The organism is Kushneria sp. AK178, assembly GCF_053903105.1.
This window is the reverse complement of record NZ_CP096381.1, coordinates 2,856,187-2,869,589: the sequence shown is the minus strand read 5'-3', so window position 1 is coordinate 2,869,589 and position 13,403 is coordinate 2,856,187. Positions and strand designations below refer to the sequence as shown.

At 62.6% G+C, this 13,403-nt stretch carries 12 protein-coding genes; 5 read left to right on the top strand and 7 right to left on the bottom strand.

Annotation, left to right across the window (positions count from 1 at the left end; all coding sequences use genetic code 11):
* Positions 1-45: 45 nt before the first annotated feature.
* Together M1D97_RS13130 and M1D97_RS13125 are read left to right on the top strand one after the other, a co-directional pair.
* Complete coding sequence (locus tag M1D97_RS13130; protein ID WP_456268176.1) at positions 46-1,263, top strand: YeeE/YedE family protein; 1,218 nt, start codon at positions 46-48, stop codon at positions 1,261-1,263.
* A gap of 165 nt (positions 1,264-1,428) precedes the next feature.
* Positions 1,429-2,076: a hypothetical protein gene (locus M1D97_RS13125; RefSeq protein ID WP_456268175.1), complete on the top strand. Its 648-nt coding sequence runs from the start codon at positions 1,429-1,431 to the stop codon at positions 2,074-2,076.
* A 75-nt stretch (positions 2,077-2,151) separates the two neighbouring features.
* Here M1D97_RS13125 and acnA read toward each other — a convergent pair whose 3' ends face one another.
* Complete coding sequence (acnA, locus tag M1D97_RS13120; protein ID WP_456268174.1) at positions 2,152-4,890, bottom strand: aconitate hydratase AcnA; 2,739 nt, start codon at positions 4,888-4,890, stop codon at positions 2,152-2,154.
* A gap of 308 nt (positions 4,891-5,198) precedes the next feature.
* On the opposite strand from acnA, the gene M1D97_RS13115 reads away from it, so the two are divergent.
* Positions 5,199-5,351, top strand: coding sequence for a CPXCG motif-containing cysteine-rich protein (locus tag M1D97_RS13115; RefSeq protein ID WP_456268173.1), 153 nt, complete (start codon positions 5,199-5,201; stop codon positions 5,349-5,351).
* 161 nt (positions 5,352-5,512) lie between these two features.
* Positions 5,513-6,490, top strand: a complete 978-nt coding sequence (gene trxB, locus M1D97_RS13110; RefSeq protein ID WP_456268172.1) for a thioredoxin-disulfide reductase — start codon at positions 5,513-5,515, stop codon at positions 6,488-6,490.
* Positions 6,491-6,573: 83 nt separating this feature from the next.
* On the opposite strand, the gene M1D97_RS13105 is transcribed toward trxB, so the two are convergent.
* Positions 6,574-6,810, bottom strand: a complete 237-nt coding sequence (locus tag M1D97_RS13105) for a SlyX family protein (protein WP_456268171.1) — start codon at positions 6,808-6,810, stop codon at positions 6,574-6,576.
* A 175-nt stretch (positions 6,811-6,985) separates the two neighbouring features.
* Between M1D97_RS13105 and M1D97_RS13100 the strand changes: the two genes are divergently transcribed.
* Positions 6,986-7,441 carry a cold-shock protein gene (locus M1D97_RS13100; protein WP_456268170.1) on the top strand — a complete coding sequence of 152 codons (456 nt, stop codon included), beginning with the start codon at positions 6,986-6,988 and terminating at the stop codon, positions 7,439-7,441.
* An 80-nt stretch (positions 7,442-7,521) separates the two neighbouring features.
* On the opposite strand, the gene M1D97_RS13095 is transcribed toward M1D97_RS13100, so the two are convergent.
* The 5 genes from M1D97_RS13095 to M1D97_RS13075 all read right to left on the bottom strand — a co-directional run bounded on the left by M1D97_RS13095 (position 7,522) and on the right by M1D97_RS13075 (position 13,360).
* Positions 7,522-7,926: a hypothetical protein gene (locus tag M1D97_RS13095; protein WP_456268169.1), complete on the bottom strand. Its 405-nt coding sequence runs from the start codon at positions 7,924-7,926 to the stop codon at positions 7,522-7,524.
* Between the two features lie 3 nt (positions 7,927-7,929).
* Positions 7,930-9,102: a succinyl-diaminopimelate desuccinylase gene (gene dapE / locus M1D97_RS13090; protein ID WP_456268168.1), complete on the bottom strand. Its 1,173-nt coding sequence runs from the start codon at positions 9,100-9,102 to the stop codon at positions 7,930-7,932.
* A gap of 65 nt (positions 9,103-9,167) precedes the next feature.
* Positions 9,168-10,193, bottom strand: coding sequence for a 2,3,4,5-tetrahydropyridine-2,6-dicarboxylate N-succinyltransferase (gene dapD, locus M1D97_RS13085; protein ID WP_456268167.1), 1,026 nt, complete (start codon positions 10,191-10,193; stop codon positions 9,168-9,170).
* 28 nt (positions 10,194-10,221) lie between these two features.
* Positions 10,222-10,566, bottom strand: coding sequence for an ArsC/Spx/MgsR family protein (locus M1D97_RS13080; RefSeq protein WP_456268166.1), 345 nt, complete (start codon positions 10,564-10,566; stop codon positions 10,222-10,224).
* Between the two features lie 94 nt (positions 10,567-10,660).
* Positions 10,661-13,360, bottom strand: coding sequence for a [protein-PII] uridylyltransferase (locus M1D97_RS13075; RefSeq protein ID WP_456268165.1), 2,700 nt, complete (start codon positions 13,358-13,360; stop codon positions 10,661-10,663).
* Between the last annotated feature and the right edge of the window lie 43 nt (positions 13,361-13,403).

Here is a 13,403-nt window from a genome sequence, read left to right as displayed (position 1 = left end):
TCGATAGAATATGGATAAAAGCATTCTTATTTCTGGAGACAATGTATGGCGCAGATAACGGCAGAAGGGCAGCACAAGCTGCTGCATCAATCTCCGATCGCTTGGGGGGCGGGCGCACTCTTGCTGGTCGCAATACTGATGGTGAGCAGCATCATCAGCGCAACGCAGGGCGCCCTGTTGCTGGTCGGCGGCGCGCTGGGGCTGGTGCTCTATCACGCCGCCTTCGGCTTCACATCAGCCTGGCGGGTATTTATTACCGAGCGACGGGGCCGGGGGCTGCGCGCGCAGATGGTACTGCTGGCCGTGGCAGTGCTGCTTTTCTTTCCGGCGCTGTCGGCCGGCACGCTGTTCGGCCAGCCGGTAGCGGGATTTGTTTCGCCCATCGGCCTGTCGGTCATGGTGGGGGCCTTCATGTTTGGCGTCGGCATGCAGCTGGGGGGCGGCTGTGCCTCGGGCACGCTGTTTACCGCCGGTGGTGGCAACGCCCGCATGATGGTGACCCTGCTCTTTTTCATTGTCGGTTCGGTGCTGGCGACCATCCACTTTGACTGGTGGGCGTCGCTGCCGGCATTTGAGCCGGTATCACTGGTCGAGCTGGGCGCCGGTGGCGGTATCGCCACAAGCCTGGCCCTGTTTGCAGCGATCGCTGCCGTCACCGTCTGGCTGGAGCGGCGTCGGCACGGCAATCTGGAAGCGGCGGCCGTCCCGGCCGAGCGACGCGGTACGGCGCGCTGGCTGCGTGGCCCCTGGCCGCTGATCTTTGGTGCCGTCGCGCTGGCGCTGCTCAACTTTGCCACCCTGGCCCTGGCCGGCCGCCCCTGGGGCATTACGTCGGCCTTTGCGCTCTGGGGCGCCAAGGTCATTCAGGCGCTGGGCATCGATCCGGGGCAGTGGAGCTACTGGCAACAGCCCGGCAACGCGCAGGCGTTGAGCCAGAGTGTGTGGCATGACGTGACCAGCGTCATGAACATCGGCATCATCCTGGGGGCCATGCTGGCGGCGGCGCTGGCCGGCCGGTTTCGCCCCGGCCTCAGGATTCCGGCGCGCTCGCTGGCCGCCTGTGTCATTGGCGGCGTGCTGCTGGGCTACGGCGCGCGCATCGCCTTTGGCTGCAACATCGGTGCCTATTTCAGCGGCATCGCCTCGGGCAGTCTGCACGGCTGGGTCTGGATGGTCTTTGCCTTCGCCGGCAACATGGTCGGTGTGAAGCTGCGTCCCTTCTTTTTTGAAAGGCCCGCCCGACCGGCCGTCAGCGGCTGCTGAGACGGCGTCGCCCAAAGGGGTCCCGGGGATGCCCGGGGCCTTCTCATGGGTCGGTCGGCCACTGATTTGTTTATTCATGTTACAGCGATATGAATTTTTCATCCTTTCCTGATGCAGGAAGCGTTATAATGACTCGTTAACACGCTTATGATTTCTGGAAGCCCAATGTCAGAACCCATCCTGTCGACCCCTGCTGAACGTCGGCAGACGCTCAACAGCATCTATCGTTTTGTTGCCTACCTCTTTTTCATCGCCTTCATCTGTCAGTGCATGTACTGGGATGCCCTGCCCAGAGCGCTGGATGATCAGTTCAGTGAAGCCTCCTTTGCCGAAATTTCCCAGACCGTCATGCTGATGGTCAGTCTGGTGTTGCTCTGGAAAGTCCGCGCGATGGGCGTCTATCGCCACGGTGTTGTGCTGATGTTTGCCTTTTTGCTGGCATCCCTGATCCGCGAGCAGGATTTTCTGCTTGAGCGCGTGTTCGACGGGCTGTGGCAGTGGCTGGTGACGCTGGTGCTGGTACCGGCTCTGGTCTATCTGATCCGCCACCGCCTGCGCGTGCTGGATGAATGCTGCCGCTATATGCAGCAGATGTCCTTTGGCCTTTTTCTGAGCGGTATGCTGACGCTTTACGTCTTCTCGCGCCTGATGGGTCGCGGCATCTTCTGGGAGGCCATCATGAAGGCGCAGTACATCTACGAAATCAAGTCCACGGTGGAAGAGGGTATCGAGACGCTGGGCTATGCGCTGATGCTGCTGGCGATTGTCGAGCTGTGGCTCTGGGCGCGGCGGCAGGTAACTGCATACGCCTGAGCAGTGCTCTGACAGGGCATCATGAAAAAGGCCCCATCCGAGGATGGGGCCTTTTGGTGTCGCAGGGTCCGCCGCTTAGTTGGGCAGCATGCTGCGCAGTACGTAGTGAAGAATACCGCCGTGACGGTAGTACTCCAGCTCGTTGGCGGTGTCGATACGACACAGCGCGTCGAGCTCCTTCGTGTTGCCGTCGGCAAACGTGATGGAGACCGTCACGCTGGCACCCGGTGCCAGATCCGCCAGACCCGAGATGCTGACGCTCTCTTCACCGGTCATGCCCAGCGAGTTGCGATCCTCGCCTTCGGGGAACTGCAGCGGCAGAACGCCCATGCCGATCAGGTTGGAGCGGTGAATACGCTCGTAGGATTCGGCGATGACGGCGCGCACGCCCAGCAGACGGGTACCCTTGGCAGCCCAGTCACGCGATGACCCGGTGCCGTACTCCTTGCCGGCGATGACGACCAGCGGGGTGCCTTCCTCGGCGTACTTCATGGCGGCATCGTAGATGGCCATCTCTTCACCGGAAGGCACGTGGCGGGTCATGCCGCCTTCGACGCCGTCGAGCATCTCGTTGCGGATACGCACGTTGGCAAAGGTGCCGCGCATCATCACTTCGTGGTTGCCGCGGCGCGACCCGTAGGAGTTGAAGTCCTTGACCTCGACCCCGTTGTCCTGCAGGTAACGACCCGCCGGGCTGTCGGGCTTGATGGCGCCGGCCGGGGAGATGTGGTCGGTGGTCACCGAGTCGCCGAGCTTGGCCAGTACGCTGGCGTTTTCGACGTCCTGGATCGGCTCCGGTTCGCGACCCATGCCTTCAAAGAAGGGCGGGTGCTGGATGTAGGTGGAGTCCTTCGACCACTCGTAGACTTCGCCGGGCGTGATATCGATGGACTGCCAGGCTTCATCACCGTCGAAGACCTCGGCGTACTCCTTGCGATACATGTCGCTGCGAACGCGCTCGACGGCCTCGGCGATCTCTTTCTGGGACGGCCAGATATCCTTGAGATAGACCGGGTTGCCGCTCTTGTCGTTGCCCAGCGGCTCCTGCGACAGGTCCAGACGGACGTTGCCGGCCAGCGCATAAGCGACCACCAGGGGCGGTGACGCCAGCCAGTTGGTCTTGACCAGCGGATGAATGCGGCCTTCGAAGTTACGGTTGCCCGACAGGACCGAGGCGACCGTCAGGTTGTCGTCCTGGATGGCCTGATCGATCTGCTCGGGCAGCGGCCCGGAGTTGCCGATGCAGGTGGTGCAGCCGTAGCCCACCAGGTTGAAGCCCAGCTCGTTGAGCGGCTCCTGGAAACCGGCCGTGGCCAGATAGTCGGTGACGACCTTGGAGCCCGGTGCCAGTGAAGTCTTGACCCACGGCTTGCTGGTCAGGCCCTTCTCGACGGCCTTTTTGGCCACCAGACCGGCAGCCATCAGCACGCTCGGGTTGGAGGTGTTGGTGCAGGAGGTGATGGCGGCGATGACCACGGCACCATCCTGCAGGCGGAACCTGTGCCCGCGGTGCTCGATGTTGGGATCTTCGCTGAAGCTGTTGTCGACAAAGGGCGCCGTGTTGCCGCCTTCGCTCTGCCAGCGGCCTTCTTCCTTCGCCGGCGCATCCTTTTCCTGATCGGACAGCAGCTTTTCGAAGGTGGCGCTCATGTCGGTCAGGGCGACGCGGTCCTGCGGACGCTTGGGGCCGGCCAGGCTCGCCTCGACGTCGTTCATGTCGAGCTGCAGCGTGTCGGTAAAGATCGGCTCGTGGCCCGGCTCGCGCCACAGACCCTGCTCGCGGGCATAGGCCTCGACCAGCTCGATCTGCTCCTGGCTGCGCCCGGTGAGCTTCATGTAGTTCAGGGTTTCTTCGTCCAGCGGGAAGAAGCCGCAGGTCGCGCCGTACTCCGGGGCCATGTTGGCGATGGTGGCGCGATCGGCCAGCGGCAGATCCTTGAGCCCGTCGCCGTAGAACTCGACGAACTTGCCGACCACACCCTTTTGACGCAGCATCTGGGTCACGGTCAGCACCAGATCGGTGGCCGTGATGCCTTCCCTGAGCTTGCCGTCGAGCTTGAAGCCGATGACCTCGGGAATCAGCATGGAGACCGGCTGGCCCAGCATGGCGGCTTCGGCCTCGATACCGCCAACGCCCCAGCCCAGAACGCCCAGACCGTTGATCATGGTGGTGTGGGAGTCGGTGCCGACCAGCGTGTCGGGGAAGGCGAAGGTCTTGCCGTTTTCTTCCTTGGTCCAGACCGACTTGCCCAGATACTCGAGGTTGACCTGGTGGCAGATGCCGGTACCCGGCGGTACGACGCTGAAGTTGTCAAAGGCCTGCTGGCCCCAGCGCAGGAACTCGTAGCGTTCGAGGTTGCGCTGCATCTCGATCTTGACGTTATCTTCAAACGCCTGGGGGTTGCCGTAATCATCCACCATGACCGAGTGGTCGATGACCAGATCCACCGGCGACAGAGGATTGATGCGGGAGGGCTTTTCACCCAGTTTGGCCACCGCATCGCGCATGGCAGCAAGATCCACGACACCGGGAACACCGGTAAAGTCCTGCATCAGAACGCGGGCCGGGCGATAGCCGATCTCGCGCGTGGAGCGACCTTCCTTCTGCCAGTCCACCAGCGCCTGGATGTCCTCTTCAGTGGCGGTCTCGCCGTCCTGAAAGCGCAGCTGGTTTTCAAGCAGCACCTTGAGGGTAAAGGGCAAACGCGTAAAATCGCCGTACTGCTCCGCCGCCTTTTTGAGACTATAGTAGTGGTAGGTGTTGTCACCTACCTTCAGCTCGCTGAGCGTGCCGTTGCTGTTATCAGGGCTCATGAGGCCTCCTCATCATCGTATTCCGGACCCGTGCCATGCGACCGCATCACCTTCGCCATCAAAAGGGGATACCGCATGGCCGGTACGCGGCATCAGAAAACGGATGGGCGTTCCATCGGTTTCCTGATGAGTATAGTAAGCATACCTGCAAGATGACCTTGTGTCGGCCTGCCTACATTGTCGACAAACTGCATGGTATCAGCATAACAGTTCAGCGCGCGTTTCGTTCAAGTATTTCAAGGCGAAAGCCCTTTATGTACGACCAATGGCTAATATCATGGCAGGACGATTGTCCCTACTGCGACGCCATGAACGATATCGATATCGACACCAGTCAGGGCTCTCACGTGACCTGGGTGGACTGCCAATGGTGCTGCGCACCGATGGTCGTCACGGTGACGATATCCCCCTTTGATGACACCCTGGAGTCGGTCACGCTCGGACGTGATGACGATGCCTGAGCCGGGCAATGAATGTCATTGCCATCGCCGATTGGCTGCAGGCCGCACGGGGGCCCACAATACGCCACATTTCATCATGTTCGCCCGGGCACTGAAGCACGTCATGGCTAGTGTTACACTGGGCGCCATTCAATTCCTGTCGATTTCTACCGAGGTATGTCATGAGTGATGCCAGCCATCATCCGCTGATTATTCTGGGCTCCGGCCCGGCCGGCTATTCCGCGGCGGTCTATGCGGCCCGCGCCAATCTGTCTCCGATGCTGTTGACCGGGATGGAGATGGGGGGGCAGCTGACCACCACCACGGATGTCGACAATTGGCCGGGTGATGACAGCGGTGTGCAGGGCCCCGAGCTCATGGAGCGCATGCGTCGTCATGCCGAACGCTTCGATACCGATGTCCGCATCGACCACGTCAATGAAGTGACACTGACCGAACGCCCCTTCCGTTTGAAGGGTGAAAACGGCAGCTATACCTGTGATGCCCTGATTGTGGCCACCGGCGCCAGCGCGCTGTATCTCGGTCTCGAGTCCGAGGAGCGGTTCAAGGGGCAGGGCGTCTCCGCCTGTGCCACCTGCGATGGTTTCTTCTATCGCAACAAGGAAGTGGTGGTCGTGGGCGGTGGCAACACCGCGGTTGAAGAGGCGCTCTATCTCTCCAACATTGCCTCGAAGGTCACGCTGGTGCACCGCCGCGACAGCCTGCGGGCCGAGAAGATTCTGCAGCAGAAGCTGTTCGACAAGGTCGACAATGGCAACATGGCGATCGAGTGGAACACCACGGTCGAGGAAGTGCTCGGCGATGACTCCGGCGTCACTGGTGTCCGGCTCAAATCCATGACGGATGGCAGTACGCGCGAGCTCGAGGCGCCGGGACTGTTCGTGGCCATCGGGCATCGCCCCAATACCGAGTTGTTCCAGGGGCAGGTCGACATGAAGGACGGCTATATCACGGTCAAGTCGGGCCTTCATGGCAATGCGACCGCCACCAGCATTCCGGGCGTCTTTGCCGCCGGTGACGTGGCCGACCAAATCTATCGTCAGGCGATTACCTCGGCCGGTAGCGGCTGCATGGCGGCGCTCGATGCCGAGCGCTATCTCGACGGGCTCGACCCGAGCGTGCCGCATTCGGCCTGGTAAGTGACAGCGGTCACGACCGCGATGTGATCAGGGGGGAGGCTTCGGCCTTCCCCTTTTTTGTGTCCATTGCCCCGATGTCCGATTCAATAGTGGGGCGGGCGCTCTTCGGCACTGTCGGCCTGCAGGGATTCGAGGCTTTCGCGCTGCTCGCCCAGACGTTGAGCCATGAGATTGCACAGACGCTCGAGCCTTTCAATGGTGGCGTTCTGGGTGATCAGGGTCTCGTCCAGACGCTCCAGCCAGTCCTCCTGCCAGGCAAGACGGCTCTCCATGTCGTTGATGCGCTCTATCACCTGCTTAAGCGTAGTGTCAATGTACATGTTAGAATCATCATGTTGCGGAGGTGTTGTCATGTCGTTGATCTCCGTACGTTAAACATCCGGCCAAAAAGCCGGTGGCTGGGTTCACACCCCGTGAACAAGGGCATTACGGGAATAGTCGGGGTGCGAACCGCTGGTTAAACAATCCGATAAACGTTTGGAACAGAGTATCGTCATGAGTGCAAAAACCATCTGGCGCTGTACCGTTATCAGCCTGCTGCTGGCGCTTTTAACGCCGCTTCTCGCAGGTTTTCTTGTCTATCTTGCAAGTCCTGTCGTTATCGAAAACATGGCCGCCGATTCAGGCCTGGTCGTTGTCTGGGCGCTGTCTGCCGTGGCGGCCTTTGTGGCGCTCGAGACCGCAACACTTGCCATGCATGTGCTGACTCCCACGCTTTCCAGCGTGATGGAAGTCGAAAAGGATGATCGCGAGATCGGCGTGGTCAAGTGGTTCAACGTCAACAAGGGCTACGGCTTCATCACCCGCGATGGTGGCGAGGACGTGTTCGTCCATTTTCGTGCCATTCGCGGCAAGGGCCACCGTACGCTCGCCGAGGGACAGCGGGTACGTTACCACTCCATTCAAAACGAACGCGGTCTGCAGGCCGAGGATGTGACCGTCATTACCTGACGGGAATATCTGCCCTGTCGAGTGCCTGATGCCTCGTGAAAACGCCCCGCGTCGCGGGGCGTTCTCTTGTCCGGCGGCTGTCACTTCCTTTTGGGCTGGTCGCCGGCATCGGGCCAGTGGATCACGCCCTCACTGCCATCGGCGAGCACCCGGAAAAACCGGTCGGGGTCATCGCCGGGCTGCCAGCCGCCCAGCGAACAGCGCACCTCGCACTCAAGCGCGGCACTGGCCGCGCGGGCACAGTCAACATCCCGCGGCCAGGGTGTGAGGTCGCTGTCGAACCAGAGACTGGCCAGACGGTCGGCGGCATTTTCGACCAGCAGCACGGGCAGGCGCTGCCCCTTGTAGACAGGCGCTGCCCGCCATTGCTGTTTGCCGGCGCGTTCGAGCGTGACGGGGGTGTCGAGCGCCTGACCGAGCCATTGCGAGATGCGGCTGGCATCATTGCAGGCAAGGTAGACCTCGATATCTGGATAGTGCTCCATGGGTTATCGCAGCAGCCGGTCAAGGGTGGATTCAAGGGCCTGACGCATCAGGTCAAGGTCCGAGGCGAGAATGCGCTCATCACGCTGATGGATGGTAGCGTTGCGCGGGCCGAACTCGATGATCTGCGGCCCCAGTGTGGCAATAAAGCGGGCATCGGAGGTGCCACCGCCGGTGGAGAGTCGGGGGGCTGATCCGGTGATATCGGCCAGCGCCGCGCTGACGGCCTCGGTCAGCGCGCCCGGTACGGTCATGAAGGGCTCACCGGAGAGCTGCCAGTCGATATGCCAGTCAAGCTCATGGGTATCGAGCAGGGCCTCGATGCGCGCCTTGAGCGCCTGCGCCGTCACTTCGGTGGAAAAGCGCAGGTTGAAGGTAACCTCCAGCTCCCCGGGGATGACGTTGTTGGCCCCGGTGCCGCCGTGAAGGTTGGAGATCTGAAAACTGGTCGGCGGAAAGAACGCGTTGCCACTGTCCCACTGTTCGGCGACCAGTGCCGCCAGCGCCGGCATGGCCTGGTGAATGGGGTTGCGCGCCAGCTGGGGATAGGCCACGTGGCCCTGCACCCCCTGGATACGCAGCACACCGTTGAGCGAGCCGCGGCGGCCATTCTTGATGACATCGCCAAAGTGCGCCTCGGCGGAGGGCTCGCCGACAATGCAGTAGTCGATGCTCTCGCCCCGTGCCCGCAGGATCTCCACCACCGCGCGGGTCCCCTCCCGGGCCGGGCCCTCCTCATCGCTGGTCAGCAAAAAGGCGATGCGCCCCGGATGATCCGGATGGGCGGTCACGAAACGCTCGACGGCCGTGACCATCGCCGCCAGTGACCCCTTCATGTCGGCCGCGCCGCGTCCGCGCAGATAGCCATCGTCATCGATGCAGGGCGAGAAGGGCGGCGTTTGCCAGAGATGCTCGGGGCCGGTCGGTACGACATCGGTATGGCCTGCCAGTACCAGCGTAGGGCCGCTGTGGCCGCGCACGGCCCAGAGGTTGCGCACCCCGCCCTGGTCCAGCCACTCCAGCTCGAAGCCCAGCTGCGCGAGCCGTTCGCCGATCAGCGTCTGACAGCCGGCGTCCTCCGGGGTGACGGAGGGTCTCGAGATCAGATCGAGCGCCAGCGATAGTGTCTCGCCCGGTACCTGCCTGTCAGCAGCGGTGTTGTCGGAAACCTTTTGCATGGCTCTCGTTCGGTCAACGGGCGCTCTCGGGAGCGCCCGGATGCATGGACAGTGCTGACGGCCCTTTAGTTATGGGCGTGCAGGGCGTCGTTGAGTGCGATGGCGCTCTTGTTGGTGCGGCACTCCAGGCGGCCCGTCTGGGAGTGGCGCAGAAACAGCAGATCGCTCTGTCCGGCCAGCTGGCGCGCCGCCACGGTCTCTACCAGTTCGCCCTGGTCGTCGAGCACTGCCACCTTGGCGCCGGCGGTGATGTAGAGGCCGGCTTCGACGGTGCAGCGATCGCCCAGCGGAATGCCGATGCCGGCGTTGGCGCCGATCAGGCAGTTGTTACCGGTGCCGATGACGATATTGCCACCGCCGGAAAGCGTGCCCATGGTCGAAGCGCCGCCGCCCAGGTCAGAGCCGCTGCCCAGCATGACGCCGGCCGCGATGCGCCCTTCCACCATACCCGGGCCTTCAGTGCCGGCATTGAAGTTGCAAAAGCCTTCATGCATGACGGTCGTGCCTTCGCCCAGATAGGCGCCCAGGCGAACGCGCGCCGTGTCGGCGATGCGCACGCCCTTCGGGACCACGTAGTCGGTCATCTTCGGGAACTTGTCGACACAGTCAACGGACAGGGCACGGCCTTCCAGACGCGCTTTCAGGCGGCGATCGTCGAGCTCCTCGATATCGATGGCCCCCTCGCTGCTCCAGGCGATGTTCTTCAACAGACCGAACATGCCGTCGAGCTTGAGGCCGTGAGGCCTGACCAGACGATGCGACAGCAGATGCAGCTTGAGATACACCTCGGGGACGCTTTCCGGGGCGCGATCCTCTTCCAGGATCATGGCGACCAGCGGCCGACGGCTGTCCGCCATGGCGCGGGCGATATCGGCCTGCGCGTCGTTGCCGGCGTGGCTCAGGGCCTCGGCCAGGCTGTCGCAGTGCTCGGGCAGAAAGCTCACTGCCACGTTGCCTTCGGGCGCGCCGAGCGTTTGGCGCACGGTGTCGACAAGGGCGCGGTCCGGGGTATGCAGCGGGGCGGGATAGTAGACCTCGAGCCAGTCGCCCTGGCGGTTCTGGGTACCGATACCCAGTGCAAAACTCAGCATGAAAAACTCCTTGAATCAACGGGGAGGGTCAGGCCGTCCAGTCGTCGGCGGCCTTGCCCACCAGTACCTGAGTGCCGGTATCAAGCACCGGGCGCTGGATCAGGCTCGGGTGTGTCCCGAGCAGCCCAACGGCACGGCTCTGGTCCAGATCGGTGCGCTCGTGCTCATCCAGTCCGCGCCAGGTGGTGCTGCGCCGGTTGAGCAGCGTGGACCAGTCCACGTGCGTCAGAAGATGCTGAAGGGCCGCTTCCAGTTTGCCCTGATCGGCCAGGCGACGCAGGTCGATCATTTCGACGTCGTGCCCTTCGTCTTCGAGTCGACGGCGGGCGCGCCGGCAGCGGTCACAGTTGGAAAGACCATAAAGCTTCAGCATGGCAATGTCTCTTGTGGCGCATTGGGCGGCGATTATAGGCGCCCTGTATGGCAGGGCTCAAATCGGTAAAAACGCTGCTATCGATCGTCGATGTCTATCCGGTCGTGGCGATACCGGCCTCGGCATCGAGCACGCTGCGCAGGCGATCGCTCAGCGCTTGTTGAAGCCCGGGGTCCGTCAGCGGGGCGCCGGTCGTGTCGGTAATGAAGAAAACGTCCTCGACCCGCTCGCCCAGGGTCGCGATCTTGGCACCGGACAGGGCGATATCGAAGCTCATGAAAATCTGTCCCACATGGGCCAGCAGCCCCGGGCGGTCGGCCGCGATCAGCTCCAGCACCGTGCGCTGGTTGGCCTCGTCCTGCTCGATGAGCACCCGGGTCGGCACCCGAAAGTGCTTGAGCTGGCGCGAGGTGTGACGCTTGACGATGCGCGGGTAATCGTCGGGGTCGTCGAGTTCCTCGACCAGATGCGCCTGAATCTCCTTGAGCCGGTCGGGGTCGCGAATGGCCTGGCCGTCACCGTCGAGCAGGATGAAGGTGTTGAGTGTCCAGTCATTGCTTGAGGTGGCGATGCGGGCGTCGTGGATGGACAGATCCAGCTGATCGATGGCCGCGGCCGTGGCGGCAAACAGGTTGTTGACCGAGCGGGTATGGATAAAGACCTTGGTGCCGCCGTCGGTCATGTCCTCGGTCGGGGCGCTGATCAGGATCAGCGGCATGACCTCGACGCCGGCCTGCAGGATCCCCTGGGTGTGCCAGACGATTTCGCTGGCGCTGTACTGCAGGAAGTAATCATCGCCCAGAGTTTTCCAAAGGGCATCCACGGCCCGGCATTCATTGCCCATGCACTGGGTCAGGGCACGGGCCTCCTCGCGCGTCTCCTCGATCCACTCCTGGCGGTCCAGCGGATTTTCAAGCCCGCGTCGCAGTACGCGTCGCGTCTCGCCGTGCAGCTGGCGCAGCAGCGCGGCGCGCCAGCTGTTCCAGAGCGTGGGATTGGTGGCGTTGATGTCGGCCACCGTCAGCAGATAGAGGTAGTCGAGATGCACTTCATCATGAACGATGGCGGCAAATTCACGGATGACTTCCGGGTCGCTGATGTCACGCTTCTGGGCGGTGGTGGACATCAGCAGGTGATGCTCGATCAGCCAGCTGACCAGATGCGTATCGCGCCGCGGTACATCGTGGCGGTTGCAAAAGCCCTGAACATCGCGCGCCCCCAGCTGCGAGTGATCGCCGCCGCGGCCCTTGGCAATATCGTGATAGAGCCCGGCGATCCACAGCAGTTCGAGCTTGGGCACGCGTGTCATGAGCGTGGCGCACAGGGGGTACTCCTCGCGCCCTTCGGGCGTTCGAAAGCGCTGGATGACATCCAGCACGCGCAGGGTATGGGCATCGACCGTGTAGATGTGAAACAGGTCGTGCTGCATCAGGCCAATGATGTGGCCAAAGCGGGGCAGGTACTTGCCCAGAATGCCATAGCGCGCCATGCGCCCCAGCTCTCGCGACACCATGCCGCCGCCGCGCAGCAGCTCGAGAAACAGGCCGCGATTGCGCAGATCGGCCCGGAAGCCATTGTCGATCAGATGGCGATGGTCGCGGATGGCGCGAATGGTGGCGGCGCGCACGCCCTCGATGTCGGGATGCTGGGCCAGCAGCACGAACATTTCGATCAGGGCGGACGGGCGGCGCTTGAAAACACCGGGCGAGCGGATGCGCAGGTAGCGCCCGTGCAGTTCGAAGCGATTGTTGAGCGGTACGACGTCGGGGTCCCGGCCATGCTGGAGGATATTCTCCTCGAAGTTCTGGATCAGCATGTCATTGAGTTCGACCAGCGCCGTCACCACCCGGTAATAGCGCCGCATGAACTCTTCGACGCCCAGCCGCTCGGGCGTGTCGTGATAGCCGAAAAGGGCTGCGATGGTGCGCTGGTGATCGAACAGCAGTCGATCCTCGGCACGGCCGTTGATCATGTGCAGGGCGTAGCGCACCTGCCATAGAAAGGCGCGGCTCTGGCTGGCAATGCGGACATCGGCATCGGTCATGAAGCCGCGCTGCATCAGAACGTCGATGATGTTGGTGCCAAAGTGGCGCTTGGCGATCCAGGTCACGGTCTGAAGGTCACGAAGACCGCCGGGCGAGCCCTTGATGTTGGGTTCGAGCTGATGCTCGGAGTTGTTGAAGCGCTGGTGACGCGCCTTCTGTTCATCCAGCTTGGCCTGAAAAAAGGCCTCGCTGTTCCAGGTCTCCAGCCGGTTCAGCCGCTCGCGCATGCGTTCCAGCAGCGGCTCAAAGCCGGCAACACAGCGTGTTTCCAGTAGATTGGTAATGACGGTGACATCGTCGCGCGCCTCGCGCTCGCAGTCGGCCAGCGAGCGTACGCTATGGCCGATATCGAGACCGATGTCCCAGAGCATCGTGATAAAGCCGGTCAACGATTCCCGATAGGGTGTGTCGTCATCGTCTGCCAGCAGGATCATCAGGTCGATGTCCGAGTGCGGGTGCAGCTCACCGCGGCCGTAGCCGCCCACGGCAACCAGGGCGATGCCGTCATCATCCCAGTCAAAACGTGACCACAAAAGGGCCAGCAGCTGATCGATGCACCAGGCCCGGCCGTGCACCAGGTCGCGGATATCCGCGCCGCCGCGAAAGCGCTCATCCAGACGCGTGCGAATGTCGGCCAGCACGTCCCGAACGGCCCCGATGGGGGAGGCGTCCCGGTCAAGGCGCGCCTTCAGGGCCCCGATATCGATCAGGGTGGTATCCGGAGTGAACCGATAGTGATGCAGCAGCATGGATCATGACTCCGGTGGCAGTGAGCGACAGCGTTTATCGTGT

Bases quoted from the DNA above. Each gene is read 5' to 3' on its own strand.
- dapE (WP_456268168.1), bottom strand. From the start codon at position 9,102: ATGCAAAAGGTTTCCGACAACACCGCTGCTGACAGGCAGGTACCGGGC.
- M1D97_RS13130 (WP_456268176.1), top strand. From the start codon at position 46: ATGGCGCAGATAACGGCAGAAGGGCAGCACAAGCTGCTGCATCAATCT.
- M1D97_RS13080 (WP_456268166.1), bottom strand. From the start codon at position 10,566: ATGCTGAAGCTTTATGGTCTTTCCAACTGTGACCGCTGCCGGCGCGCC.
- M1D97_RS13105 (WP_456268171.1), bottom strand. From the start codon at position 6,810: ATGTACATTGACACTACGCTTAAGCAGGTGATAGAGCGCATCAACGAC.
- dapD (WP_456268167.1), bottom strand. From the start codon at position 10,193: ATGCTGAGTTTTGCACTGGGTATCGGTACCCAGAACCGCCAGGGCGAC.
- M1D97_RS13125 (WP_456268175.1), top strand. From the start codon at position 1,429: ATGTCAGAACCCATCCTGTCGACCCCTGCTGAACGTCGGCAGACGCTC.
- M1D97_RS13115 (WP_456268173.1), top strand. From the start codon at position 5,199: ATGAACGATATCGATATCGACACCAGTCAGGGCTCTCACGTGACCTGG.
- M1D97_RS13100 (WP_456268170.1), top strand. From the start codon at position 6,986: ATGAGTGCAAAAACCATCTGGCGCTGTACCGTTATCAGCCTGCTGCTG.
- trxB (WP_456268172.1), top strand. From the start codon at position 5,513: ATGAGTGATGCCAGCCATCATCCGCTGATTATTCTGGGCTCCGGCCCG.
- acnA (WP_456268174.1), bottom strand. From the start codon at position 4,890: ATGAGCCCTGATAACAGCAACGGCACGCTCAGCGAGCTGAAGGTAGGT.
- M1D97_RS13075 (WP_456268165.1), bottom strand. From the start codon at position 13,360: ATGCTGCTGCATCACTATCGGTTCACTCCGGATACCACCCTGATCGAT.
- M1D97_RS13095 (WP_456268169.1), bottom strand. From the start codon at position 7,926: ATGGAGCACTATCCAGATATCGAGGTCTACCTTGCCTGCAATGATGCC.